The 25,054-nt window shown below is 69.3% G+C and carries 26 protein-coding genes; 13 read left to right on the top strand and 13 right to left on the bottom strand.

What is annotated here, in order from left to right; translation table 11 throughout:
• The first annotated feature begins 13 nt into the window (after positions 1-13).
• From flgH to M9M90_RS06150, 3 genes are read left to right on the top strand one after another with little or no spacing between them, the layout of a single operon-like run.
• Positions 14-745: a flagellar basal body L-ring protein FlgH gene (gene flgH / locus M9M90_RS06160; protein ID WP_254836284.1), complete on the top strand. Its 732-nt coding sequence runs from the start codon at positions 14-16 to the stop codon at positions 743-745.
• Positions 746-803: 58 nt separating this feature from the next.
• On the top strand, positions 804-1,283 hold the full coding sequence (locus M9M90_RS06155; protein ID WP_254836283.1) for a hypothetical protein: 480 nt from the start codon (positions 804-806) through the stop codon (positions 1,281-1,283).
• Positions 1,284-1,316: 33 nt separating this feature from the next.
• Positions 1,317-1,769, top strand: coding sequence for a hypothetical protein (locus tag M9M90_RS06150; RefSeq protein ID WP_254836282.1), 453 nt, complete (start codon positions 1,317-1,319; stop codon positions 1,767-1,769).
• Here M9M90_RS06150 and dxs read toward each other — a convergent pair whose 3' ends face one another.
• From dxs to M9M90_RS06125, 5 genes are all read right to left on the bottom strand, one after another.
• On the bottom strand, positions 1,770-3,686 hold the full coding sequence (gene dxs, locus M9M90_RS06145; RefSeq protein WP_254836281.1) for a 1-deoxy-D-xylulose-5-phosphate synthase: 1,917 nt from the start codon (positions 3,684-3,686) through the stop codon (positions 1,770-1,772).
• 26 nt (positions 3,687-3,712) lie between these two features.
• The gene (locus M9M90_RS06140; RefSeq protein WP_254836280.1) at positions 3,713-4,591 is read right to left on the bottom strand and encodes a polyprenyl synthetase family protein; all 879 of its coding nucleotides are present in this window, start codon (positions 4,589-4,591) and stop codon (positions 3,713-3,715) included.
• 1 nt (position 4,592) lies between these two features.
• Complete coding sequence (locus tag M9M90_RS06135) at positions 4,593-4,835, bottom strand: exodeoxyribonuclease VII small subunit (RefSeq protein WP_254836279.1); 243 nt, start codon at positions 4,833-4,835, stop codon at positions 4,593-4,595.
• Positions 4,836-4,899: 64 nt separating this feature from the next.
• Positions 4,900-5,517 (bottom strand): phosphoglycerate mutase family protein, encoded by a 618-nt coding sequence (locus M9M90_RS06130; protein WP_254836278.1) that lies wholly within the window; start codon positions 5,515-5,517, stop codon positions 4,900-4,902.
• A 48-nt stretch (positions 5,518-5,565) separates the two neighbouring features.
• Positions 5,566-6,492, bottom strand: a complete 927-nt coding sequence (locus tag M9M90_RS06125; RefSeq protein ID WP_254836277.1) for a histone deacetylase family protein — start codon at positions 6,490-6,492, stop codon at positions 5,566-5,568.
• Between the two features lie 38 nt (positions 6,493-6,530).
• On the opposite strand from M9M90_RS06125, the gene M9M90_RS06120 reads away from it, so the two are divergent.
• The 5 genes from M9M90_RS06120 to M9M90_RS06100 all read left to right on the top strand — a co-directional run bounded on the left by M9M90_RS06120 (position 6,531) and on the right by M9M90_RS06100 (position 11,056).
• Positions 6,531-7,064, top strand: a complete 534-nt coding sequence (locus M9M90_RS06120) for a GNAT family N-acetyltransferase (protein WP_254836276.1) — start codon at positions 6,531-6,533, stop codon at positions 7,062-7,064.
• 155 nt (positions 7,065-7,219) lie between these two features.
• Positions 7,220-7,714: a recombinase family protein gene (locus M9M90_RS06115; protein ID WP_254836275.1), complete on the top strand. Its 495-nt coding sequence runs from the start codon at positions 7,220-7,222 to the stop codon at positions 7,712-7,714.
• 181 nt (positions 7,715-7,895) lie between these two features.
• The gene (locus tag M9M90_RS06110; protein WP_254836274.1) at positions 7,896-9,086 is read left to right on the top strand and encodes a VWA domain-containing protein; all 1,191 of its coding nucleotides are present in this window, start codon (positions 7,896-7,898) and stop codon (positions 9,084-9,086) included.
• Positions 9,087-9,219: 133 nt separating this feature from the next.
• On the top strand, positions 9,220-9,888 hold the full coding sequence (locus tag M9M90_RS06105) for a TetR/AcrR family transcriptional regulator (RefSeq protein ID WP_305885137.1): 669 nt from the start codon (positions 9,220-9,222) through the stop codon (positions 9,886-9,888).
• Between the two features lie 4 nt (positions 9,889-9,892).
• A complete protein-coding gene (locus tag M9M90_RS06100) occupies positions 9,893-11,056 on the top strand; it encodes an MFS transporter (RefSeq protein WP_254836273.1) in 1,164 nt (387 codons plus the stop codon).
• Here M9M90_RS06100 and M9M90_RS06095 read toward each other — a convergent pair.
• Both M9M90_RS06095 and M9M90_RS06090 read right to left on the bottom strand, forming a co-directional pair.
• A complete protein-coding gene (locus tag M9M90_RS06095; protein ID WP_254836272.1) occupies positions 11,053-12,483 on the bottom strand; it encodes a UdgX family uracil-DNA binding protein in 1,431 nt (476 codons plus the stop codon). The two genes, M9M90_RS06100 and M9M90_RS06095, sit on opposite strands and share 4 nt — an antisense overlap.
• Positions 12,483-13,706, bottom strand: a complete 1,224-nt coding sequence (locus M9M90_RS06090) for a putative DNA modification/repair radical SAM protein (RefSeq protein WP_254836271.1) — start codon at positions 13,704-13,706, stop codon at positions 12,483-12,485. The genes M9M90_RS06095 and M9M90_RS06090 overlap by 1 nt, the downstream gene beginning before the upstream one ends.
• 94 nt (positions 13,707-13,800) lie before the next feature.
• Here M9M90_RS06090 and M9M90_RS06085 point away from each other — a divergent pair, with 94 nt between their 5' ends.
• The gene (locus M9M90_RS06085; RefSeq protein ID WP_254836270.1) at positions 13,801-14,679 is read left to right on the top strand and encodes a transglutaminase family protein; all 879 of its coding nucleotides are present in this window, start codon (positions 13,801-13,803) and stop codon (positions 14,677-14,679) included.
• A gap of 34 nt (positions 14,680-14,713) precedes the next feature.
• Positions 14,714-14,860 carry a hypothetical protein gene (locus tag M9M90_RS06080; protein ID WP_254836269.1) on the top strand — a complete coding sequence of 49 codons (147 nt, stop codon included), beginning with the start codon at positions 14,714-14,716 and terminating at the stop codon, positions 14,858-14,860.
• A gap of 159 nt (positions 14,861-15,019) precedes the next feature.
• On the opposite strand, the gene M9M90_RS06075 is transcribed toward M9M90_RS06080, so the two are convergent.
• Positions 15,020-16,786: an alpha/beta hydrolase gene (locus M9M90_RS06075; RefSeq protein ID WP_254836268.1), complete on the bottom strand. Its 1,767-nt coding sequence runs from the start codon at positions 16,784-16,786 to the stop codon at positions 15,020-15,022.
• Between the two features lie 180 nt (positions 16,787-16,966).
• Here M9M90_RS06075 and M9M90_RS06070 point away from each other — a divergent pair, with 180 nt between their 5' ends.
• The 3 genes from M9M90_RS06070 (at position 16,967) to M9M90_RS06060 (ending at position 21,204) form a co-directional block, all read left to right on the top strand.
• Positions 16,967-17,728 (top strand): hypothetical protein, encoded by a 762-nt coding sequence (locus M9M90_RS06070; RefSeq protein ID WP_254836267.1) that lies wholly within the window; start codon positions 16,967-16,969, stop codon positions 17,726-17,728.
• Between the two features lie 189 nt (positions 17,729-17,917).
• On the top strand, positions 17,918-19,249 hold the full coding sequence (locus M9M90_RS06065) for an MFS transporter (RefSeq protein WP_254836266.1): 1,332 nt from the start codon (positions 17,918-17,920) through the stop codon (positions 19,247-19,249).
• 83 nt (positions 19,250-19,332) lie between these two features.
• Positions 19,333-21,204 carry a sensor histidine kinase gene (locus M9M90_RS06060; RefSeq protein WP_254836265.1) on the top strand — a complete coding sequence of 624 codons (1,872 nt, stop codon included), beginning with the start codon at positions 19,333-19,335 and terminating at the stop codon, positions 21,202-21,204.
• Between the two features lie 131 nt (positions 21,205-21,335).
• On the opposite strand, the gene M9M90_RS06055 is transcribed toward M9M90_RS06060, so the two are convergent.
• From M9M90_RS06055 to M9M90_RS06035, 5 genes are all read right to left on the bottom strand, one after another.
• On the bottom strand, positions 21,336-22,412 hold the full coding sequence (locus tag M9M90_RS06055; RefSeq protein WP_254836264.1) for a Glu/Leu/Phe/Val dehydrogenase dimerization domain-containing protein: 1,077 nt from the start codon (positions 22,410-22,412) through the stop codon (positions 21,336-21,338).
• A 61-nt stretch (positions 22,413-22,473) separates the two neighbouring features.
• On the bottom strand, positions 22,474-23,511 hold the full coding sequence (locus M9M90_RS06050) for an alpha/beta hydrolase (protein ID WP_254836263.1): 1,038 nt from the start codon (positions 23,509-23,511) through the stop codon (positions 22,474-22,476).
• Positions 23,508-24,092 (bottom strand): uracil-DNA glycosylase family protein, encoded by a 585-nt coding sequence (locus M9M90_RS06045; protein ID WP_254836262.1) that lies wholly within the window; start codon positions 24,090-24,092, stop codon positions 23,508-23,510. Before M9M90_RS06045 ends, M9M90_RS06050 begins: the two co-directional genes overlap by 4 nt.
• A gap of 48 nt (positions 24,093-24,140) precedes the next feature.
• Positions 24,141-24,779, bottom strand: coding sequence for a glutathione S-transferase family protein (locus M9M90_RS06040; RefSeq protein ID WP_254836261.1), 639 nt, complete (start codon positions 24,777-24,779; stop codon positions 24,141-24,143).
• Positions 24,776-25,054 (bottom strand): DUF3253 domain-containing protein, encoded by a 279-nt coding sequence (locus M9M90_RS06035; protein WP_254836260.1) that lies wholly within the window; start codon positions 25,052-25,054, stop codon positions 24,776-24,778. Before M9M90_RS06035 ends, M9M90_RS06040 begins: the two co-directional genes overlap by 4 nt.

Raw genomic sequence — 25,054 nt, 5'->3', positions numbered from 1 at the left:
GAGCCTTCATCCCATGCGCCTTCCCGTCCTCGCCCTCATCGCCCTGGCCCCGCTGGCCGCCTGCTCCACCGTGACGGAGGCCGTGAAGGGTCCTGAGCTGGCCCCGGTCGGCTATCCGTCGCAACTGGTCGGGCGCGAACAGCCGACCTTCGCCTCGGCCACCCAGCCCATGCCCCAGGCGGCCTCGGCGAACTCCCTGTGGCGCACGGGCGCGCGGGCCTTCTTCATCGACCAGCGGGCCAACCGCGTGGGCGATATCCTCACCGTCCAGATCGACATTAACGACTCGGCCCAGACCTCCAACGCCAGCAACAGCTCGCGGACCTCGGGCATGAGCGCCGGGGTGGACAACTTCCTGGGCCTGGAATCCAGCCTGGGCAAGATCCTGCCGGGCGGCTTCGATCCGGCCAACGCCATCAACACCAACTCCAGCACCAACAACCAGGGAACCGGGGCGGTGACCCGCTCGGAGAAGATCTCCCTGACCATCGCCGCGGTGGTGACCAATGTCCTGCCCAACGGCAACATGGTGATCCAGGGCAACCAGGAGGTGCGCACCAACGCCGAGCTGCGCCAGCTCACCGTCGCCGGAATCGTGCGGCCCGAGGACATCACCTCGGCCAACACCATCCGCCATACGCAGATCGCCGAGGCCCGCATCAGCTACGGCGGCCGCGGCGACATCAGCCGGGTCCAGAAGACCCCGGCGGGGCAGTCCCTGATCGAGCGCTTCACCCCGTTCTGACCCTGAAACGGATCGTTTCCGTCCGGGGCGGCGTTCTCCATGCGAAGGGAGCGTCGTCATGCGTCGCCGTACGATCGCCGGACTGGGACTTTTCTGCCTACTGGCCGCCTGCGCTCAGCAGGCCAGGTCGCCGACAGCGCCCGGCATGGCCTGGTCGCTGAACCACGCCGAGGGCGAGGGCGCGAAGCTGGCCTTCGGCGAGCCCCATAGCGACAACCTGCTGCTGATGATGACCTGCCAGGCGCGCTCGGGCGAGGTCATGGTCACGGTGGCCGCGCCGGAGAACCGTCCGGCCCACGCCATCGAGCTCAGGTCGAACGAACGCACCACCCGCCTGCCCGGCCAGATCGTTCCGGCCATGGCCGAGGGCGAGGCGCTGATCGAGGCTCAGACCCCAGCCACCAACCCGACCCTGACCAATTTCGCCCGAACCGGCGACCTCTCGATCGGCGGCGATGGCTCCAGCGCCAAGCTGCCGGTCCGCGCGGGTGAACGCGAGGTGGTCCGCAGCTTCCTCGCCACCTGCCGCGCCGCCTAGATGCGCCCCCGGACGTGGTGCTAGCTTCGCTGCATGAAGCTCGCGACGATCCTGATCTACGCTGTCACGGCCACCGCCGCCCAGGCCCAGGACACCCGTGTCTGGATGGTGCAGACGCCCAAGGACAATGACGCCTGGCTGCGCTACGCCACGCCCGACACCGACGACCAGCCGGTGGCTTTCCGCTGCACGCCCAAGTCCGGGCAGGTCCAGGTGATGGCCGAGATGGGCAGGCCGCTAGGCACGCGCATTCCGACCAGCGTGACGGTGGCGTCGGCTCCGGCCTCGGTGACCCTGCGCGGTTTGGCCGATCCGGACCAGATCACCGAGGGCGCCCTGGTCACGGCGGAGTTCTCAACCCGGGCGCCCCTGGTCGCGGCTTTCAGGAAGACGGGCGTGGTAAGTGTCACCGCCCTGGGCGAGACGCTCGCCCTGCCCCCGGCCCCAAAGGGCGCGGTGCGGAAGTTCTTCGGCGCCTGTAAGTAGCTAGGCCCGCCGACCCGCGGCGTTGACGTTGTCGACGCCCAGGGCCGCCAGGGCTCCACGCACGATGCCCTCGGCGTCGAGGCCGGCCTCGACGTACATGGCGTCGGGCTTGTCATGCTCCTGGAAGGTGTCGGGCAGGTTCAGGGTGCGGACCTTGAGGCCGCGGTCCAGGGCGCCGTGCTCGGCCAGCGCCTGCAGCACGAAGGCGCCGAAGCCGCCCATGGCGCCTTCCTCGACCGTGATCAGGGCCTCGTGCTCGCGGGCCAGGCGCAGGATCAGCTCGATATCCAGGGGCTTGGCGAAGCGTGCGTCGCAGACCGTGGCCGACAGGCCGCGCGCGGCCAGCAGGTCGGCGGCCTTCAGGCTCTCGGACAGCCGCGTGCCGAAGGACAGGATGGCGACCGCCGTACCCTCGCGGACGATGCGGCCCTTGCCGATCTCCAGCGGCTCGGCGATGTCGGGCAGGGTCAGGCCCAGGCCCTCCCCGCGCGGATAGCGGAAGGCGCTCGGCCGATCGTCGATGACCGCGGCGGTGGCCACCATGCGGGCCAGCTCGACCTCGTCGGCGGCGGCCATGAGGATCATGCCCGGCAGGGCGCCCATGAAGCCGATGTCGAAGGAGCCGGCATGGGTCGCTCCGTCGGCGCCGACAAGGCCCGCGCGGTCCATGGCGAAGCGCACCGGCAGGCGCTGGATGGCCACGTCGTGCACCACCTGGTCGTAGCCGCGCTGCAGGAAGGTCGAGTAGATGGCGCAGAACGGCTTCATGCCGTCGGCGGCCAGGCCCGCGGCGAAGGTCACCGCATGCTGCTCGGCGATACCCACGTCGAAGGTGCGCTCGGGGAAGCGCTTGGCGAACAGGTCGAGCCCGGTGCCGGAATCCATGGCCGCGGTGATGGCCACGATCGTGTTGTCGCGCTCGGCCTGCTTGATCAGCTCCTGGGCGAAGACCTTGGTGTAGGTCGGCGCAACCGGGACGGCCTTGGCCTGCTGGCCGGTGACCACGTCGAACTTGACCACGGCGTGCAGCTTGTCGGCGGCGCTCTCGGCGGGGGCGTATCCCTTGCCCTTCTGGGTCACCACGTGGACCAGGACCGGCTTGTCCTTGATCTCCCGAACGTTCCTGAGGATCGGGACCAGGGCGTCCAGGTCGTGCCCGTCGATGGGGCCGACATAGTAGAAGCCGAGCTCCTCGAACAGGGTGCCGCCGGTGACCATGCCGCGGGCGTATTCCTCGGCCTTGCGGGCGGCCTCGCGCATCGGTCGCGGCAGCACCTTGGCCACCGACTTGCCGAGGTTGCGCAGCGACTGGTAGCCGCCGCCGGAGACCACGCGGGCCAGATAGGCGCTCATCCCGCCCACCGGCGGGGCGATGGACATGTCATTGTCGTTGAGGATGACGGTGAGCTGGCCCGTGGTCTCGCAGGCGTTGTTCATGGCCTCGTAGGCCATGCCCGCGCTCATCGAGCCGTCGCCGATCACGGCCACGACGCTGTGATGCTTGCCGTGCGCGTCCCGGGCGGCGGCGAAACCCAGCGCCGCGGAGATCGAGGTTGCGGCGTGGGCCGCGCCGAACGGGTCGTACTCGCTTTCGCTGCGCCGGGTGAAGCCCGACAGGCCGCCCCCCTGGCGCAGGGTGCGGATGCGGTCGCGGCGGCCGGTGAGGATCTTGTGCGGATAGGCCTGGTGGCCGACATCCCAGATCAGAATGTCTTGCGGGGTCTCATAAACGTGGTGCAGGGCGACGGTCAGCTCGACCACGCCCAGACCCGCGCCGAAGTGGCCGCCGGTTTGGGAAACGGCGTCGATCATCTCGGCGCGCACCTCGTCGGCGAGCTGCCGAAGCTCGGCCCCGTTGAACCCGCGGGTGTCCTTGGGGAACGAGACCTTGTCGAGCAGAGGCGTGACTGGCGGCATGTTTTACAGGAGACGCTGCAATGAAATCAGTTCCGGCGCTCTAGCACGAAATCGACGCTCGCCCGCAGGAATTCGGCCCGCGGACCGAAGGGGTCCAGGTGCGCCTTGGTCTGTTCCGCCAGCAGGGTCAGACGCTCGCGGGCGGCCTCGGCGCCCAGCAGGGTCACGTAGTTGGCCTTGCCCATGGCCGCGTCCTTGCCGGCCTTCTTGCCCAGGGTGGCGCTCTCGCCCTCGGCGTCCAGCAGGTCGTCGACGATCTGATAGGCCAGGCCCAGGTCCTGGGCGAAGGCCATCAGGGCGTGGCGTTCGCCGTCTCCGGAATGGGCCATGATCAGGGGCAGCTCGAAGGCCACGGCGATCAGGGCGCCGGTCTTCAGCCGCTGCATGCGGGCCACGGCGCCCAGGTCGTCGCGAACGCCCAGCATGTCGATCATCTGGCCGCCGCACATGCCGCGCGCACCGGCCGCCTGGGCGAGCTTCAGCACCATCTCGGCGCGGACATTGCCGTCCTTGTGGGTGTCGGGATGGGCCAGGATCTCGAAGGCCACGGTCTGGAGGGCGTCGCCGGCCAGGATGGCGGTGGCCTCGTCATAGGCCTTGTGCACGGTCGGACGGCCACGGCGCATGTCGTCGTCGTCCATGGCCGGCAGGTCGTCATGGATCAGGCTGTAGGCCTGGACGCATTCCAGGGCGCAGGCCGCGCGCAGCACCGGCCGATCGGCCAGGTCGAACATCTTGCCGGTCTCGATGGCGAAATAGGTGCGCAGCCGCTTGCCGGGCCCCAGAGCCGCATAGCGCATCGCCTCGGTCAGCCGCGACTCAGGCCCCTCGGCGCGGGGCAGCAGCTCGTCCAACGCCACGGTGACGAGATCCGCCGCCTCGGCCACGCGTTGGGCCAGGGACATCCTAGTTGAACTCGGCCGGTTCGACGCTCGCCTGTCCGCCCGCGCCCACCACGATCTTCTCGACCTGCAGCCGCGCCGCCTCCAGCCGCTTCTCGCAATGGGCCTTCAGCGCCGCGCCGCGCTCGTAGAGCTTCACCGACTCATCGAGCGGCGCCTGGCCGGACTCCAACTGGCCGACAATCCGTTCCAGCTCGGCCAGCGCCTGCTCGAACGATAGCCCATCGATGTCGGCGGCTTCGGCCATTCCAAATCCCCTGAGGAACTGTGCAACCTAGTAAGGGCGGAGGAACCCCGCAACGGCGATGATCTCAGGGGCGCTCGTATCGCCGGGTCGACCAGTACTTCCAGCCCTGGTTGGCGGTCATCTTCCAGCCCCGCCGGCGCAGGGCGCGGCCGATCATGAAATTGAAGAAGCCGTGGGCCAACACCACCACGTCACCGCCGTCGGCGGCCAGGGCCTCGATTCGCGAGGCGGCCTGATCGGCGCGGGCCTCGGCCTGGCGGCGGGTCTCGCCGCCCTCATGGTGATCGAAGAACCACCACCAGAAGCGCGCGAGGAAGCCCCAGGTCCGGGGGGCGAGCTTGACGAATCCCGGCCAGTTGGGCGGCGGCAGGGGAGCCTCGACGAACATTTCTTCGCGGGCGAACTCGCGCCCCCGGCAGAGGGCGACCGCGCTCTCGATCGAGCGGGGGCGCACCGAGGAGATCACCGCCCCGGCCGAGGCGATCTGGTCCATCAGCGCCGTCGGCGGCGTCTGACCCGGCCGCAGGCCCATTTCTTCGTACTTGGCCCAGAAGTCCCGGTAGCCGCCGGCCGTCAGGATGACGTCGCGCGACAGGGCGGGTTCGCCGTGGCGGGCCAGGATGATGGCGCCGGGACGTTTCGCGGACTGGGATCGGGGGTCGGCGGTCAAAGCGTCGGCCATGTCATCTGAAAGCCCTTGTCCGCGCAATGCGCGACCCGGCTCCGCCCTTCACCCCAAAGACAGGGCCCGAACATGCGCAAGCGCAGAGCGACCCAGAGCCTCAAGGTCGTAACCGCCCTCGAGCGAGGACACAACCCGACCTTTCGCGTGGGCGTTGGCGACCGAGACGATGGCCCTTGTGGCCCAATCGAAATCCTCGGCTTCCAGGTTCTGGGTCGAATCGCCGATCGGGTCGCGGGCGTGGGCGTCGAAGCCGGCGGAGACCAGAATCAGGTCCGGCGCGAAGGCGTCGACATGGCTCATCAGTCCCTCGAACTGCCGGCGCCAGGCCTCCCGCGCGGCGCCGGGCGGGACCACCGCGTTGCGGATATTGTCCGGAACGCTCTCCGCCGGGTGACCGGTGCCGGGCCACATGGGCCACTGCTGCACCGAGACGAAGAAGGTGTCCGCAACCCCGCCGAGCGCGGCCTGGGTGCCGTTGCCGTGATGGACGTCGAAATCGACCACCGCCACCCGCTGCAACCCCGCGGCCTGGGCCACGCGGGCGGCCACCGCGACGTTGGAGAAGATGCAGAACCCCATCGGCAAGTGCGGCTCGGCGTGGTGGCCCGGCGGGCGCACGGCGCAGAAGGCGCGCTGCAGGTCGCCGGCGGCCACGTCGCGCACGGCGCTCACCACCGCGCCCGCCGCCCGTCGCGCCGCCGCCAGGCTGCCGGGGGACATGAAGGTGTCGCCGTCCAGCATCAGCCGCCCGGTGGTCGGGGCCGAGGCGACGATGGCGTCCACATAGTCGGCCAGGTGCACCCGGGCGAGGTCGGCGACCTCCACCAGCGGCGCCTCGCGGCGGTCCAGGCGAAGGTCGCTGGCGTCGTCCAGGGCTTCGACCACCGCGCTCAGCCGTTCCGGCCGCTCGTAATGGCCTTCGCCCGGACGGTGGTCGAGCATGTCGAGATGGGTGTAGAGCCCGACGGTCATTGGCGACTCATCCTTCCCCGCAGATCGCAGCGAGCAGCATGCAGGAACCCATAATCCGCCGCGCCCGTCCCGACGAGGCCGAGATTGTCGCGGCCATCGGCGTCCGCACCTTCAGCGAAACCTTCGGCCACCTCTATCCCGCCCACGAACTGGCCGCCTTCCTGGCCGAGGCCTACGACGTGGATCAGGCCCGCGCCGATCTGGCCGATCCCGCCAAGGCCACCTGGCTGGTGGAGGCCGGCGGTGAGGTGGTGGGCCATGCCCTGGCCGGGCCCTGCGCCCTGCCCCACCCGGAGGTGACGCCCGCCTGCGGCGAACTGAAGCGCCTCTATCTGCTGAAGCCATGGCAGAACGGCGGGACCGGCCGCCGGCTGTTCGCCGAGGCCATCGACTGGCTGCTGGCCGCCGGACCGCGCGACCTGTGGATCGGGGTCTGGTCGGAAAACCACGGCGCGCAGCGATTCTATGAGCGGCACGGCTTCGTCCGGGCGGGCGAATACGGCTTCCAGGTGGGTTCGACCACGGATCGGGAATTCATCCTGCGCCGGCCCGCCCGCGGTTCGGCCTCCTAGGCACGCGGCGATGCTTCGGGCTTGCCAGAATTTCTAAGTAAACCTTGGCGGCCAAAGAAATATTGCTTCGATTTAACATAGCTGTCTTTGACGGCGGAGACCGGGTTTGCGACCTTCAGCTCAATCATCGCAGAGCTGACACGGGCGACGGTGGGATGTTGAAAATCGGGTATGTGCGGCTGCGCGACGCGCGGTCGTCGGACGACACGGCGATACTAAAGGAACTGGGGTGCCACGTGGTCCGGGCCGAGGAGCCCACGGGCCCGGCGGCCGACGACTCCGCGGTGCTGGCGTCGATCCTCGATTTCATCGGCGCGGGCGACCAGTTGGTGGTCACCCGCCTGAACCACCTGGCCCATTCCAGCCGCGCACTGCTGGACGCCCTGAGCCGGCTCGAGGCGCGCGGCGCCCACCTGTTCGTGGTCGAGTCCGGCATCTCCTCGGAGGGCGAGGGGGGCCGTGCCCTGCGCGCGGCGCTTCAGGCCGTGGCCTCGGTGGAGCCGCCCTGGATCGATCGCCGCCGCCGCGGCGCGCCGGCTGACGACATCCGCGCCCTGCAGGCCGCCGGGGTCGGACCGGTGGAGATCGCGCGGCGCCTGGGCGTCTCGCGCATGACCGTCTGGCGCAAGCTGCGCGAGATGCCGGCCTAGCCGCCGACTCATCGACGCCTTCAGCCAGCGATGTTGGCTGTCAAACCCGCGCGGGAGAGCTAAGCGTGCGCCGGTAGCGTCAGGCCGCCCTGCGCCGCACGGCGTGCTGGACATCGGCCTCCGGGGGCCCCATCTTCCGGAGTCAAACGATTGTTCGTCCCCCTATTCGGGAAGCCTGCCCATGTTCATGCGTTTCTTCACCGAGCTCCGCGAGGCCAAGGTGCCCGTGACGCTCAAAGAGTACCTCATGCTGATGGAAGCGCTCGACAAGGTGGTCATCGAACGCAATGTCGACGACTTCTACTACCTGTCACGCTCGGCCCTGGTGAAGGACGAGAAGAACCTCGACAAGTTCGACCAGGTGTTCAGCCACGTGTTCAAGGGCCTGGAGAAGGTCGACGGGATCGGCGTGGCCGACATCCCCGCCGAGTGGCTGAAGCGGATCTCCGACAAGTTCCTCACCGACGAGGAGAAGGCCCAGATCGAGGCCATGGGCGGCTTCGACAAGCTGATGGAAGCCCTGGCCGAGCAGATGCGCAAGCAGCGCGAAGAAGGCGACGGGGACGGCGAAGGCAAGGGTCAGAACGGCCAGAAGGGCGACGGCAGCTCGCCGTTCGGCGCCAACGGCTATCACCCCGAAGGCATCCGCATCGGCCAGGACAAGGGCCGCCACGGCAAGGCCGTCAAGGTCTGGGACAAGCGCGAATACAAGAACCTCGACGACTCCGTCGAGCTCGGCACCCGCAACATCAAGGTCGCCCTGCGCCGCCTGCGCAAATGGGTCCGCGAGGGCGCCGCCGAAGAGCTGGACATGAACGCCACGATCAAGGGGACGGCCGAGAAGGGCTACCTTGATATCAACATGCGTCCCGAGCGCCGCAACAAGATCAGCGTGCTGATCTTCTTTGACATCGGCGGCTCGATGGACAGCCACATCCGCATCTGTGAGGAGCTGTTCTCGGCGGCGCGGAGCGAGTTCAAGAACATGGAGTTCTACTACTTCCACAACTGCCTCTATGAGAGCGTGTGGAAGGACAACCGGCGGCGTCATGCCGAGAAGCTGAACACCTGGGACGTGCTCCACAAGTTCTCCAGCGATTACAAGGTGATCTTCGTCGGTGACGCCACGATGAGCCCCTATGAGATCACCTATCCGGGCGGCTCGGTGGAGCACTGGAACGAGGAGGCCGGGGCCATCTGGATGGACCGCGTGGCCAATATCTACGAGAGCATGATCTGGCTGAACCCGACCGCCGAGCGGCACTGGGATTACACCCCGTCGATCGAGGTGATGAAGCAGCTGGTCGGCGACCGGATGTTCCCGCTCACCATCGAGGGGCTGGACAAGGCCATGCGGGAGCTGGCGCGCTAATCACCAGGTCGCTTTTCGCGACCATTCCATCCAACCGGGCCAGTTCCTTGCCGAAGATCGCGTCGTTGCAGCCAAAAGCTGTCGAGAAGGTCGCATCGCCCTTCACGTCTCACCTGCTAAGGTGGAGTTGCACGTGAAGGATTCGCCCGTGGACGCCGCCCCGGCCAACGACATCGCCGAGCCCAACGAGGCCGCCACCAAGGCGGCGGTCTTCTGCGCCGCGGAGCGATTGTTCGCCCTGCACGGCTTCCAGAACGTCTCGGTGCGCGACATCACCGCCGACGCCGGCGTCAATCTCGCCTCGGTGAACTACCATTTCGGGTCCAAGGACGCCCTGCTGTTCGAGATCTTCCGCCGGCGCACGGCGGAGCTGAACCGCGAGCGGGCCCGGATGCTGCACGAGGCTACCGACCGCAACCAGGGCAAGCCGCCGGTCCGCGACATCCTCGAGGCCCTGTTCGCCCCGCCGCTGCGCTGGGCCTCGCCGGAGAACGACCGGCGCATCTCGGTGCAGTTCATCATCCGCTCGCGCAGCGAGGGCACCGAGGAGATGCGCGAGGCCCTGACCAAGGACGTCAGCCACCTAGCCCGCTTCGCCGACGCCCTGATCGCCGCCTGCCCAGACCTGCCGCGCGAGAGCGTCTACTGGCGGCTGCACTTCTGCCTGGGCATGGTCCACAACAACCGCTTCGCCGAGTTCGACCGCCTGCACGTCCTGTCGGACGGCGCCACGCGGGAGGGCGACATCGAGGGGCTGTTGAAGCGGATGCTCGACTTCGCCGAGGCCGGCTTCCTGGCCTAGGGCCGTGGCCCCGCTCCAGCGCCTCCTCGCCGCGGCCTGCACGTTCAAGTTCTTCGACGGCTTTCTGCTGATCTATCCGCTCTATGCGGTGATGTTCGTCGACCACGGCCTGACCCCCTGGCAGGTCTCCGTCACCCTGATCGCCTGGTCGACCACGGCCTTCGTCCTGCAGATGCCCTCGGGCCTGCTCGCCGACCGGTTCTCCCGCCGCTGGCTGCTCTGCGGCGCCCAGCTCGTCCGCGGCCTGGGCTTCCTCGTCTGGCTGCTGTTCCCGGGCTTCGCCGGCTTCCTGGTCGGCCTGATGCTTTGGGGGGCCAAGAGCGCCTTCACCAACGGCACCTTCGAGGCCCTGGTCTATGACGAACTGCGCGAGGTCGGGCGCGCCGAGGATTATGCCCGGGTGATAGGCAGCGCCCAGGGCTTCCTCTTCGCCGCCATCCTGCTGTCCTCCCTGGCTGCGGCCTATGCGGTGCGCTTCGGCTATTCCGCGGCCCTGATCGCCAGCATCGCCGCCTCTGCGGCCGCGGCCGGGGCCGCCTTGGCCCTGCCCCGGGCGACGCGGACCCTGGCGCTCGGCAAGGCGGACTATCTCGGCCACCTGAAGCGGGGATTCGCCTATGCCGCCGCCCACCCTGTGATACCCGGTGTCATCCTCCTGCTGGCGCTGAGCCAGGCGTTCGGCGGCGGGCTGGAGGGCTTCTGGCCCGTCTTCGGGCGCGGCGTCGGGCTTGACGCCGCCCAGGCGGCGCTGCTCGCCGCGGCGGTCGGGGCGGCCCAGGGCGCCGGGGCGGCGACCGCCCACCGATTCCGGCGCATGCCCGAGCCCGGCTTCCTCGCCCTGTTCGCCGGCATCGGGGCGCTGCTGGTCGTGGCCGCGGCCGTCTTCCAGGTCTGGACCGTCGCCCTGGTCGCGATCCTCGCGGGACTGTTCAAGGTGATCGACATCAATTTCGACGCCCGCCTGCACGACGCCATCCCGACCGAGATGCGGGCCACCCTGGCGGCGACCCGCAACTTCGCGGGCCTGACGGCGCTCACCGTCATGCTGCTTGGCTTCGGCCCGCTGGCCGACACGACCTCGTACCGCGTCGCGTTCCTGGGCGCGGGCGGGGCCATGGTCGTCATCGGCCTGGCGCTGCTGGCCTGGCGGGGCGCCCGGCGTGCCTAGCTCGCCAGCTTCCAGGCGAACCGCAGGTCGTCGACGAAGGCCGCATGGGCCGTGGCCTTCGCGGCCGCATCCGGCACGCGCAGCAGGTAGGACGGGTGGTAGGTGACCACGCCCTGGGCCTGATCGGTCAGCTGCAGGGCCTTGCCGCGGTTGGCGGCGATGGGAGTGGCCTTGCCGAACACCGCCTGGGCCGCCGTGCCGCCCAGGGCGACGATCACGCGGGGGCGCACGATCCGGCGCTCGGCGTCCAGCCACCAGCGGCAGGCTTCCACATGGCGCGTGGTGGGCGTCTGGTGGATGCGCCGCTTGCCGCGCTGTTCGTGCCGGAAGTGCTTCACCGCGTTGGTGACATAGGTCTCGGCGCGCGGCACGCCGGCTTCGGCGAGCGCCCGGTCCAGCATCTGGCCCGCGGGGCCGACGAAAGGCCGGCCCGCCAGATCCTCCAGGTCTCCCGGCTGCTCGCCCACGAACATCAGCCGCGCGGTGGCCAGTCCCTCCCCGGCCACGCCCTGGGTCGCATCGCGCCACAACTCACAGCGGCGGCAAACGTCGACGCCTGCGGCCACCGCGTCCAGGGTGCCCGGCGCGCCCTCTTCGAACGAACCGTCCCGAGACAGTCGCTGGGCCTGACGCACAATGCGGCGGGAGGGTTCTGACGGCGTTTGCGCGACCATGGCGGAGGTTCGTCCCTCGGCGGCTTCGATCAGTTCCGGAATGAGGCCGGCCTCGGGCAGGTTCCGCCAGTAGCGCTTGGGCATTTCCTTCTGCATGGCGGCGACCTTCAGCCGGGCCGGATTGAAGGTCGAGGCGTAGTAGGTCCGCCAATAGTCCTCCAGCGCGTCGCCGTCCGGTGCGTCCGCCTTGTCGGCGCCCGGCGTGAAGTGGAGCTTCCGGCGATCCCAATGGGCGCAGGCGTCCGGGGTCAGGATCGACCATGCCATGTTGGCGTAGCGCCGCGCGAAGAAGGGCGCGGTCGCCTCGGTCACCCGGTGGGCGGGCTCGAACCAGGCGACGTAGGTCTCCTCCGGCGCGTCCTCGATCTTCCGAAACCGCACGAAGGCCTTCATCTTGTGGGCCGCCTTCGAGACCGCACCCGCCATGTCCCGTGCCGCGGCCACATCAGGATCGGAGGCGATGTGCAGCAAGTTGGGCTCCGACTGCAGCCGCCACAGCAGCCGGTACAGCAGGGCGAACCGCTCCGGCGAACGGTGCAGGATCACCGGCTCGGCGAGTTCCATGAACCCCTTGGGCACCGTGAACCCGCCCTCCGTGGTCGCAGGAAGCGGAACCACCTCATCGAACAAGTCGCCCTCGCCGTCCACGGTCCAGACGGCCGCCTCCGGCGACACGCCCGCCCCGCGCAAGGACCGCGCCGCCGCGCGCCAGCCGGCGAAGTCGGTCTGCGAGGCAAGCCGCGCGACACGCATCAGAACAGGCTCGGCTGTTGCGGCGGCGTGAGGGTCGCGCGCAGATCGGCCTGGTCGGTAAGCGCGCCCGGCCGCCAATCCTGCGTGACGATGAAGGGCTTCACCTTGGCCAGGCCCCGGGCCAGGCGCTTTACGTCCTCCAGCACCAGCCGTTTGTAGCGGCGCACCTCGATCATCTTGTCGACGCTCTTCACGCCCAGACCCGGCACCCGCAGCATCCGCTCGCGGTCGGCGCGGTTGAGGTCCACGGGGAACTGGCCGCGGTTCTTCAGGGCCCAGGCCAACTTGGGGTCGATGGCCAGATCCAGGTCCTCGTTGTCGGCGGCGATCTCGATCCTCTCGAAGCCGTAGAACCGCATCAGCCAGTCGGCCTGGTATAGGCGATGCTCGCGCATCAGCGGCGGACGCATCGGCGGCAGGCGCGAGGTGGTGTCCGGGATCGGGCTGTAGGCGGAGTAATAGACCCGTCTCAGGCCATAGGCGCCGTAGAGCCGGTCGCTGCGGCCCAGGATCTCACCGTCGGTCGCGGCGTCGGCGCCGACGATCATCTGGGTGGACTGGCCGGCCGGGGCGAAGCTCGGCGGCCTGGCCTTGGCGGCCGTGTCGGCAGCCTGGTCGATGCCCAGCCGCACAGAGCCCATGGCCTTGCGGATGCCTTGGGCGCTCTTCTCCGGGGCCAGGGCCGTCAGGCTTTCGTCGCGGGGCAGCTCGATATTGATCGAGACCCGATCGGCGTAGAGCGCGGCCTTGTTGACCAGGTCCGGCGCCGCCTCCGGGATAACCTTGAGGTGGATATAGCCCCGGAAGTCGTGGTCCAGCCGCAGGGACTGCGCCACCCGGACCATCTCCTCCATGGTGTAGTCCGGGCTCCGGATGATGCCCGACGAGAGGAACAGACCCTCAATATAGTTGCGCTTGTAGAAGCCCAGGGTGAGGTCGACGACCTCCTGCACGGTGAACCGGGCGCGGGGGGTGTTGGAGGTCACCCGGTTCACGCAATAGGCGCAGTCGTAGACGCAGAAATTGGTCAGCAGGATCTTCAGCAGGCTGATGCAGCGCCCGTCCGGCGCATAGGCGTGGCAGATGCCCATCCCCTCGGTTGAACCCACGCCCCTGCCGTTCGAGGAGTCCCGTTTCGAGGTCCCCGAGGAGGCGCACGAGGCGTCGTACTTCGCCGCGTCCGAGAGGATGGCGAGCTTCTGCTTCAAGGTCAGGACGGTCATGCAGGCAAGTTATTGTTCTTGCTTTGTTCTGTCCAGCCGCCATATTCGGTTCCCCGGGGAACCGGCGGAACCGTGGGACTGTTCCGACCTTGCCATGACCCGCCTGACCATCCGCCACGAGACCCGGTACGACTACGAGAAGCCCGTGGGCTTCGGGCCGCACCGGCTGCTGGTCCGGCCGCGCGACAGTCACGCCACCCGCATCGTGCACGCCTCGCTCAGCTTCTCCCCCGCGGGCGAAACCCGCTGGCAGTACGACGCCCTGGGCAACTGCGTGTGCCTGCTGACCCCGCATGGGCAGGCGACCGCGCTGTCCATCGTCAGCGAGTTGGTGATCGAGCGATTCCCGGCCCCGCTCTCGCCGCTGCGGATCGACGATCCCCAGACCGCCATGCCCATCGTCTATGACCGTTGCGACCGCCTGGTCCTGGACCCGTTCATCGACCCGGCCACCGAGGATCCGGACGGTCTGCTGCTCAAGTGGGTGCGCCGTCACGTCCCGCGGCCCGACGAGACGGCGCTCGACCTGGTGCTGCGGATCAACGCCAGCATCCATGACGAGTTCGACTACGCCCAGCGGCTGGAGGGCGACGCCCGCAGCCCCGCCCACACCGTCGCCATGGGCTCGGGCGCCTGCCGCGACCTCGCCTGGCTGATGGTCGAGAGCCTGCGGCGGCTGGGCTACGCCGCCCGGTTCGTCACGGGATATCTCTGCTCGCCGGCCCGGTCGGGCATTCGCGGCGCCGGCGCGACCCACGCCTGGTGCGAGGTCTTCCTGCCCGAGTTCGGCTGGACGGAGTTCGATCCCACCAACGGCCTGGCGGAGTCCTCCGCCCTGATCCCCGTGGCGGTCAGCCGGATTCCCGAGGAAGCCTCACCGGTCAGCGGGTCCATCCTGGGCGATCCCGGCGCCTCGACCCTGACCGTCCGCGTGGATGTGCGCCCCACCGAGCCCGTCAAGGCCGCCGCATGAGCAGCCGGACAAGGAAATCGTCGGAGGAAAACCCATGCCCCTGAGGTTCCAGCAACAGGACACGATGGCGAACTTCAGCCCGCCCAAGTCGGCGGCCACGCCGCAGCACGGTCAGAAGGCCGACAAGCCGGAGGGCAAGGTCAAGCAGCCCCGCTCCTTCCAGCCGCGCCCAGGCCACTGACCCACTGTCGCCCTTGAGCCACACCCCCAAAAGGGGGCGGCGCGGCGCGCGGAACGGCGCCTAGACTTCCGGGGGTCCCCGTCGATGGGGCCTGTTGTCGTGACCGCGCTTCGACTGGCGCACTTGGCGACTGGGCCGCTGCTTGGGGGAGTGGCGGCCCTAGTCGTTCCGGGGCAGGCACGCCGCCAGCGCGTCGGCATGGGTGAACTGCACCAGCACGCCCGCCTCCGCAATGACATGGAAGCTGACGCCCGGCAGCTTCGACCAGGTGGCCCGCGGCGGCTCCTCGCCAAGTCCCTCACAGTGGGCGATCGCCCAGGGACCCGTCTCGGGCGGCAGGGTCGGCGGGCTCCAGCCGCGGGCGTAGAGGGCGTGCTCGGCGACGAAGCCGGCGCTGGAATGGGCGAACTGGGCCTGGACGTCGCGCACCAGCTGACGGCGGACCGCATCGTCCTCCACCGCCGCGCGATCCCCTGCCACCGCCGTCAGGCCGCGCCGCAGAATGGCCTCGACCGCCTCGGTGCGGGTCTGGCGGCGAAGCAGGTCGCCCAGCGCCCCGATCACCTGGGGCTTGTTCAGCAGGCCGCGGGTGAAGGTCGCGACCGGCGAGCGATAGCTCTTGGGCAGACCCCTCGGCTGGCGGGGATTCAGCAGCAGGCCGCCCCCGACCCGCGCCGGATGGCGCGCGGCGAAACCCAGGGCGACGGCCACGCCACCGTCCCGCGCCAGGATAAGGGTCTGGTCGATCCGCAGGGTCCTCAGCAGGGTCGCCAGGTCCTCGATCGCCTGGTCCAGATAGGTCTCGTCCGGCGCCGGCGTGGTCAGGCCGAAGCCCGGCCGCTGAAGCACCAGCGGGCGCAGGCCCCGCCGCTGCAGGGCGCGAACCTGAGCCGGCGGCAGGCTGCGGCCGGCCATGAAGCCATGGAAGACGCAGATCGGCGCGCCGCTTTGCGGCCCGTAGTCCAGGAAGGCCAGCCGCCGCCCGCGCTCCGTCGGGATCAGCCGCAGCCGGGCTGGCGAGGCGTCGGAGGTGAAGATCGGTTCGGCCACGGCGACCAGCCGCGACAGAGCCTGGATCTCGGTCACCAACCGCGCCAGGTCCTTGGCGCGGGCGACGCCCACCTTGGCGAGCGCGGCCTTGGCGTAGCCGCGGACGGTTTCCAGCTTCAGGCCCAGGTCGTCGGCCGCCTCCCGGTGCGAGCGGCCGGCGGCGATGCGCAGGGCGACCCCCGCCTCCGCCGGCGTCAGGCCCAGGGTCTCGACCAGCGCGTCGGAGGCGGCCGGCGTCTCGTCCGGCGCGGCGCACATAAGTTCGGTCAGGCGCCGCACGATGTCGGTCGAGCGCCGCACGCCGGTCTTGGCCATGATGCGGTCCAGGGCGTCGCGCGCCGTCTCACGCCCCACCCCAACCTGGGCGGCGGCGATCTCCAGGGTCGGCGCCGAGAGAAAGGCTTCGGCCAGCCGCGCCTCCAAGGGCGAGAGGCCGAAGGCGTCCGCGGCGCTGGCGGCCAGCTCGCTGGACCGGGTGGGGGCGAAGATCACCACCAGGACCCGGCCCGGGGCATCCAGCGCCTGCCTGGCCTGAGGCGTCAGGGGCCATCGCTCGGCGGCGGGCCCGGCGCCGGCCCAGGCGGCGACCACGACGCCGTCGGCGGTCTCGATCAGTCCCATCCGCGGCTCACCCCGCCGCGCCAGGGCCGCCAGCCGTCGCAGCTCGATCACCGAGGCGGGACGCGGGAACCAGCGTTCGAACACCTCGTCGGCGAAGGCGGCCTCGTCGCCGGCGGTCAGGACCGCCAGGGACACCGCCTGCTGCGGCGCCAGGGCCGCGGCGCCAGCCAGGGACGCGCCGGTAGCGAACAGAGTGTCCACGGCCGGGCCGCCGACGTCGGCGCCGGTCCCCGGCGTGGCCCAGACAGCGCGCAACAGGGCGCGCGGCCCTTCCCAGGCGCGGTCGTCAAGGATGGGGGGCGAGGGGGAACCCGTCAAAAGCTACTCAAACACGACTCGAAATGAATGCAGTTGGCTACATGCCGCAGAGACTATCGAAGGAATCTTGAAAGCGTCGTAATGGCTTGGCGACGTCTCGACCGTCGGGTCGCCGACATGGAAAACGCGATGGACCTGATGGACCCTTTCGCCTTGGCGACGCCGCGGTTCGCCACCCGTCTGAAATCGGGGGCGCCGCATCAGGTGTTTTCGGGCTTCCTCTACCATCTGGGCGGCGACCGCTACCTTGTCCTGACCGCACTTCACTGCCTGCTGAAACCCAACACCTTCTACTTCCAGAACCGGGGGACCGAGGCGACCTGGAGCGAGCTCTACGGCCACACCCTGACCTGCGAGGCGCTTGGGCTGGATATCCCGCTCTATGACGGGACCCGGCCCCTGTTCGCCTGGCACGGCGACCCGGACGACGCCGCCCTCGACATCGCCGCCGTGCCCGTCCGGCTGAAGCACGAACCCCAGGCGATCAACATGCTGGGTCGGTTCGGCGACTACCAGGTGACGCCCCAGGGGCTGGCGCTCACCGCCGGCTCGCAGGGCCTGATCTACGGCTATCCCGGCGGGGCCGCCATCCTGCGCGACGCGCCGATCGCCCGGGGCTTCACCCTGGCCTCGGACTACCGGATCAACCCCTACAGCTTCCACGTCGACGGGATCGGCGGGGCCGGCTGTTCGGGCGGTCCCGTGGCCCTGCGGGCCGAGGCCGGCGAGTCCACCCTGCTGCAATGGATCGGCATCTATGTCGCCACCCACGAGGCCGAGCGCCTGGGTCGCTGCATCCCCCTGGAGCGGGTGATGGAGGTGGTGGCCGAGTTCGAGGACGCCCTGGACGACGACGGGCGCTGGGACTCCGTGGCTTAGGGCGCGACGCGCCCGCGCCACATCGAGGCGGCCGGCTCCCCTAGTTCTTGCGCCGGGTATGACGCCCGCGGACCTTTGGGGCTTTCCCCTTTTGGGGAGTCTGCTAGACCGGGGTCATTGAATTAAGTCGATAAGCATTAGGGAGAGCCGGCGCGGCTTTCATTCCCTGCACGCGCGGGCGCGACGCTGTTGGAATCAAGATTTGAGGAAGAGGGCGAGGCCGCGGCCACGCCCGAGGTGACGACGACGGAACCCAGCCTGGCGGAGAAGGAAACCGCCTACGAGAAGTTCGTCTGGGACAATCTGAAGCGCAACTATGTCGCCCACTACCTGCACGGCATGCTGGGCATGACGGGCTTTCGGCTCATCAACGCGCCGACTTTCCTGCCAGCCTATCTGTACATGCTGTCGGGCTCCAACCTGGTGGTCGGCCTGGGCCTGGGCCTGCAACAGCTCGGCGGCGTGATCAGCCCGATCATCGGCGCCAACCAGATCGAGCACCGCACCAAGGTCATGCCCGCGGCCATCTGGATGGGCGGGCTGGCGCGGCTGCAGATCATCGGCATGGCTCTGGCCGGCTGGTTCCTGTCGGGCCAGTCGCAAGTCGTCGCCATCATCGGCTTCATGTTCCTGTTCGGCCTGTTCATGGGCACCCAGCGGGTGGTGTTTTCCATGCTGCTGGCCAAGGTGATCCCGATCAGCCGACGCGGCCGATTGCAGGCCTGGCGCAACGCCACCGGCGGGGTCATCGCCGCGGGCCTGGCCTATCTCGCCGGGCGCTACTTCATCGACGCCAACCTGTTCGGTAACGGCTACTCGACCACATTCCTGTTCGCGTTCGCCCTCACCAGCCTCGGTCTCACCGCCCTGCGACTGCTGATGATCGAGCCGGAGCCACCCACCGTGCGGGCCCAGTCGCGGCTGCGCGACCGGTTCAAGGACTTCCCGGCCCTGCTGGCCGAACGCGGCTTCATGTTCTTCATGGTCGTGCAGATGCTGACCATCTCCGCGCGCATGGCCGTGCCGTTCTACGTAATCTTCGCCTCATCGACGATCGAGATGAACGGCAAGAATCTCGGCCTGCTGTCCCTGGCCTTCCTCGGCGCCGACACGCTGTCGAACCTGGTCTGGGGCTATCTGGGCGATAAGACCGGCTTCCGGCTGATCATGCTGCTTTCGCTGGTTCTCTGGATCGGTTCGACCGTGGTGCTGATGACCGGCCACGACTTCCTCGCCATCTTCATCGCCTTCTTCGGCCTGGGCGCGGCGCAGTCCGGCTACATGATGAGCGCGGGCACCATGATCCTGGAGTTCGGCGAGCGCGACGAGATGCCCATGCGGATCGCCTTCTCGGCCACGGCGGAGGGGATCATGGGGTCGTTGGGCCCGCTGCTCGGCGGGTTGATCTCGTCGACCCTCGGCTACGGCCTGATGTTCTCGATCTCCATCGCCTTCCTGATCGCCGCCCTCATGGTGCTGGTCTTCCGGGTCAAGGAGCCGCGCACCTCCCGGCTCGCCTAGGTCCGTTCAACTCTTCCGAGTGTGTCTTGGCGGCCCGGCGGCGATCTCCTAAGCATGGGACCAGCGTCCGCGTAGAGATGGCCATGTCCAACCAGCGCCCAGATGGGGCGGCGAATTTTCTCGAGGGCGGCGGCGACATGGGCGCCCGGATCCGCGCTCACGACTGGTCGGCTACGCCGCTGGGGCCGCCGGCGACCTGGCCCCTGCCCCTGAAGTTCGCGGTGCGGACAATGCTGGCCGCCCGCCAGCCCATGCTGGTCCTCTGGGGCGGCGAGCTCATCCAGTTCTACAACGACCCCTGCAGCGCGGCCCTGGGTCCGGAACGACACCCCAGCTATCTGGGACAGCCCGCCCGGCTCTGCTGGAACGACAATTGGGAGGTCTTCCGGCCCCAACTTGAGCAGGTGATGGCCGGTGGCGCCGGGACATGGCGCCAGGACGAGCGCATGACCATCGTGCGCGAGGGCCAGCTCCAGGACGTCTACTGGACCTACAGCTTCACCCCGGTGCATGACGATGACCAGCCCAGCGGAATAGGCGGGGTGCTGGCCCTGTTCAACAAGGTCACCGCCCAGCACGTGGCCGCTCAGATCGACAACGCCCGGGCGGCGCGGATTCTGGGCGCCATGAGCGAGGGGTTCATGATCCTCGATCCGAAGTTCCGGGTCGTGGAGGTCAATGCCGAGGGCCTGAGGCTGGCGGCCCTGGCCAAGGAGGCGATGCTCGGATTCACCCCCTGGGAGATCTGGCCGCAAATGCTGGGCGGGCGGATCGAAGCGGCCTATCGCCAGGCGATGAGCGAGCGTGGCCCGCTCGCCCTGCAGCATCGATACAACGACCTTTGGCTGGACCTGCGGCTCTATCCGATGGAGGACGGCCTGGCCGCCTTCTATCGCGACATCACAGCCGCCAAGGAGGCTGAAGTGGCGCTGCGGGGGAACGAGTCGCGGCTACGGATCGCCCAGCAGGCCGGCGGCATCGGGACCTACGAGTGGGATCTGGCCACCGGCGAACTCTATGCGTCCGACGTCGCCCGCAGCCTGTGGGGCGTCGATCCGGAAACGGAGTTCACCATGGCCATGGCCGTGCAGATGATCCATCCCGAGGATCGCCCCTATGCCCTTCCAGTTTCCGACCAGCCGATGGAGGATCTGGTCGGCGGCAGCGAATACCGCATCCTCCGCGCGGACACCGGCGAGGTCCGCTGGATGGCCCGCCACGTGGAGATCGTCCGCGGCCCGACCGGCGCGCCCAGCCGGGTGATCGGCGCGTTCCGCGACATCACCCAGAGCAAGCGTTTCGAGGAGCACCAGCAGCTCCTGATCAACGAGCTGAACCACCGGGTGAAGAACACCCTGGCCACCGTCCAGTACATCTCGGCCCAGACCCTGCGGGTCTCCTCCTCCATCGAGGAGGCGGGCCTCGCCTTCGAGGATCGGCTGCTGTCGCTGTCGCGGGCCCACAATGTCCTGACCCGCGCCAACTGGGAGAGCGCGGGGCTGCGCGAGATCGTCGCCGAGGCCATGGCGCCCTATCGCTCGATCACCGGGCAGCGCCTGGGCATGGCCGGCCCCGACGTGCGCCTGGCGCCGCATACGGCGCTCGCCATCGCCATGGCCCTGCAGGAACTGGCCACCAACGCCACCAAGTACGGCAGCCTGTCCACCGAGGCCGGGCGCATCGATATCGACTGGACGATCGTCGCGGCCGCCGGCGGCGCCCTGCTTCGCCTGATCTGGGCGGAGTCCGGCGGACCGATAGTGGCGCCGCCGACCCGCCGCGGCTTTGGCAGCCGTCTTCTGGAACGGGGCCTGGCCCGCGAGATCGGCGGCGACGTGCGCCTGGCGTTCGCGCCGGGCGGCGTGGTCTGCACGATGGAAGGTCCCGTCGATTCCGCCCCGGAAGTCGGCGGCCGCATGTCACGCCACGAGGCGCCGACCCGTCCTACGCCTTAGAAGCCGCATTTCAGCGAGGCTGAGATGGTCAGGCTGACCCTGCTGATCGGCGCGATCAACGCCTGGAACCGCATGGCCGGGGGCTTCCGCTCCCAACACCCGAAGCCTTGGAAGCCCATGGCCGCGGCGGCCTAGGCGGCCAGGCGTTCGGCCGCCGCCTGGGCGATGCGGGCCTTGGCCATGTCGCCGGCGACTTCGTGGGTCGGGCGGCCTTCGGCCAGCGCTCGGTCGAGCACCTCCTCCAGGGTGACCATCAGCCGGTCGAGCTTGGCCGCGACCCAGGTCGGGTCGAAGGCCTCGCCGCGTTCCAGGCCGCGGATCTCGGCGGCTACGTTGATGATGCCGCCGCCGTTGATCACATAGTCGGGGGCGTAGAGCATGCCGCGCTCGAACAGCTCGCGACCGATCTCGGGATCGGCGAGCTGGTTGTTGGCGCCGCCGGCGATGATCTTGGCCTTCAGCCGCGGCAGGGTGGAGGCGTTGATCGCCCCGCCCAAGGCGCACGGCGCGAAGACGTCGGCCTCGGCGTCGAAGATGGCGCCCGGCGCCACGACCTTGGCGTTGGTACGGGCGGCGACCTCGGCCAGGGCCTGCTCGTTGACGTCGGTGAGGATCAGCTTCGCGCCCGCCGCGTGCAGCTTCTCGGCCAGGTAGGCGCCCACATGGCCCACGCCCTGGACAGCGACCGTGACCCCGTCGAGGTCGCGCTTCAGCGCCCGCCGCACCACCAGCCGCACCCCACGAAACACGCCCTCGGCGGTGACGGGCGAGGGATCGCCCGAGGCCGCGGCGTGGCCTTCCAGACCGGCCACATAGCGGGTGGCCTTGCGGGCGCTCATCAGGTCGGCCGGCGAGACGCCGACGTCCTCGGCGGTCCAGTACTTGCCGCCCAGGCTGTCGACGGCGCGGCCGAAGGCCTCGAACAGGGCCGGGGTCTTCTGGGTGCGGGAATCACCGATGATCACGGCCTTGCCGCCGCCCAGCTCCAGGTCGGCCATGGCATTCTTGTAGGACATGGCCCGCGACAGCCGCAGGGCGTCCTCCAGGGCTGCCTCGGCGCTGGCATAGGGCCACATGCGGCAGCCGCCGGCGGCGGGGCCCCGGGCCGTGGAGTGCACGGCGATGATGCTTTTAAGACCGGTTTTTTCGTCGAAGAACGAATGGACGCCTTCATGTCCCTCGAATGAAGGAGAATCGAACAAGGTCATGCCGGGCCGTCGCCTGTACGTGGAAGGTATTGCCGCAGCCCATACGCCGATGGCCAGGGGTTCACAACCCCGCCCGGGCCGTTGTCGCGGAGTCCGTCACCAACGATCGGTTCGGATGGGTCGGCGCCCCTGGAATCGGCGGCGCGCCCGAAGGCAACGGCGCCGCGGGATCCTTGATGAAGGCGAGCAGGTCGGCGATGACCGTCGGCCCCTGGCGGTCGCGGGTCATCAGGTGCCAGCCCTTGTCGTAGAACGCCGAGCGATCGGTGGGCTTGAGCTTCCGGGCCGCCTGCAGCGAGGGCTTGCGGGGAATGATCTCGTCATTGGCGCCGTAGACGTAGAGCACCGGCACCTTGACCATCGCCACCTGCCGCCAGGCCCGCTCCATCAGGGCCACCAGTCCGTAGATCGTGTCGGACCGCGCGCCCCAGACCATCAGCGGATCACGGCCCATGGCGATCAGCTCCGCGCGATTGTCGGTCGGCTGGACGCGCTCGGCGAGCCAGCGCGGCGGCGTGTAGATCTTGCCGGGCGTCACCCGCGCGGCGAGCCACAGGGTGGTCTTGTAGGGTAAGGGCTGGTTCGACCAGCCCCAGACCGCCGGCGCCATCAGGATCAGCCGGTCGGCCGGCGGCGGGCGATCCGAGGCGAAGGCCTGGATGGCCACCGCCCCGCCCATGCTCTCGCCGGCCACGATCACCGGGACGCCCGGACGCTCGGCCCGGACCAGGGCGACCATGGTCCGCAGGTCCTCGACCATCAGTTGGTCACCGCCCCAGACCCCGCGATTGGGCGACCGGCCGAAACCGCGCTGGTCGTAGGCGTAGGTGGTCACGCCGTCGGCCGCCCACTGGGGCGCCGCCAAATGGAAGGCGTTGGCGTAGTCGTTCATGCCGTGGACGGCGACCACCACCGCCTTGGGCTCGCCTACGGCCTCCCAGCGGGTCAGGCCCAGGCGCGAGCCGTCGAAGCTGACGAAGGCGGCGCCTTCCAGCCGCGGGCCCTGGAAGCCCACCGGCGGCTGAGCGGCCTGCTGCACGCTCATGGTGGCGCAGGCGCTGAGCAGCAGGGCGGCCAGGAGGACGGCGAACAGTCTCATGGCGTCAGAATGCCTTGCACCCTTTGGCGAAGATAGGGCGCCACCTCGGCCTCGAACCAGGGGTTACGCTTCAGCCAGCCGGTGTTGCGCCAGGACGGATGGGGCATGGGCAGATAGCGCGGCAGGTACTCGCGCCAGGCCCGCACGGTCTCGGTCATATTGGCCTTGGCCCGGTCGCCAAGCGCCCAGGCCTGGGCGTGGCCGCCGACCAGCAGGGTCAGCTCCATCTCCGGCAGGGCGGCCAGCAGGCGCGGGCGCCAGAGTTGGGCGCAGCGCTTGGGCGGCGGATAGTCCCCGCCCTTGGGATCGGTTCCGGGGAAGCAGAAGGCCATGGCCGCCACGCCGATCTCAGGCCGGCCGTAGAAGGTCTCCGCGTCGATCCCCATCCAGCCGCGCAGCCGCTCCCCGGACGGATCGGTGAAGGGCATGCCGCTCTCGTGCACGCGACGACCGGGCGCCTGACCGCAGATCAGCAGGCGAGTCTTGGGCGTCACCATGACCACCGGCCGTGGCTCGTGGGCAAGTTCCCCCGCGCACGCCCGGCAGGCGGCGATCTCGGCGAGGACGACGGGCAGGCTCATGGAGCGGATATAGCTTTTCCGCCCAACGAGTTGCAGGCCCGTGCGCGATTAGGCCGCGAACATCGCCTTTTCCGCCTCGACCCACTTGGCGTAGGACGGCCGGGCCAGGACCTTCTGGACATAGGCCGTGGCCCGGGGATGGCGTTCCTCGTTCGGCTTCCACTGCAGGTGGCTGAGGTTCACGAACACGCTGGCCACCGCGATGTCGGCCAGGGTGATGCGGTCCTCGACCAGCCAGCCGGACGCCGGCAACACCTGTTCCAGGTAGTCGAGGATCGGCGGCAGGGTCTCGGTCTCGGCCTTGGCGGCGGCGGCCTCGTCGCCCGGCTTGCCCAGGAACTTGGGCGAGACGATGCGGTTGAAGAACATCGTCCCCGCGGCGGCGATCAGGATGGTGTCGGCGAACTCCTCGAACCAGATCGTCCTGGCCCGGGCCTTGGGCTCGGTGGGGATCAGGTTCGGCTCGGGCTGGATCGCGTCCAGATAGGTGATGATCGCCGTGGAGTCGCACAGCAGGAAGTCGCCGTCCTTGAAGCCGGGCATCTTGCCGAACGGACTGGCCAGCTTGAACTCCGGCGGGCCGCCGCCCATGCCGGCGGGCTGCAATTCCAGCTCCATGCCCTTCTCGGCCGCGAAGGCCAGGGTCTTGCGCACGAAGGGCGAGAGAGACGAGCCATAGAGGATCATTGGTCAGCTCCTTGCGGTGTGGCGGTCTCGCCGGGCAGCGGCAGGCGCAGCCGGTAGACGCCCTTGAAGGTCTCGGGATCGGCGGGCTTGCCATGCCGGGTGACGACGATCCTACCCTGACGGGCCAGGCCCCGGGCGGTGTTTCGCACGTGGCCGGTCAGCTTGCGCCAGTTCTCGTTGTCGGCGGCGCGGGCTACCTCCTCCGAGGAAGCCGACTTGCCGGCCGGCAGCTTGCCGAGGATCTCGAGGATCACGGCCTCCATATCGACGCTCAT

The organism is Phenylobacterium sp. LH3H17, assembly GCF_024298925.1.
In the GTDB taxonomy this organism is placed as follows: Bacteria; Pseudomonadota; Alphaproteobacteria; order Caulobacterales; family Caulobacteraceae; genus Phenylobacterium.
The sequence above is the reverse complement of the archived record's forward strand: the minus strand, read 5'-3'. Positions and strand labels throughout refer to the sequence as shown.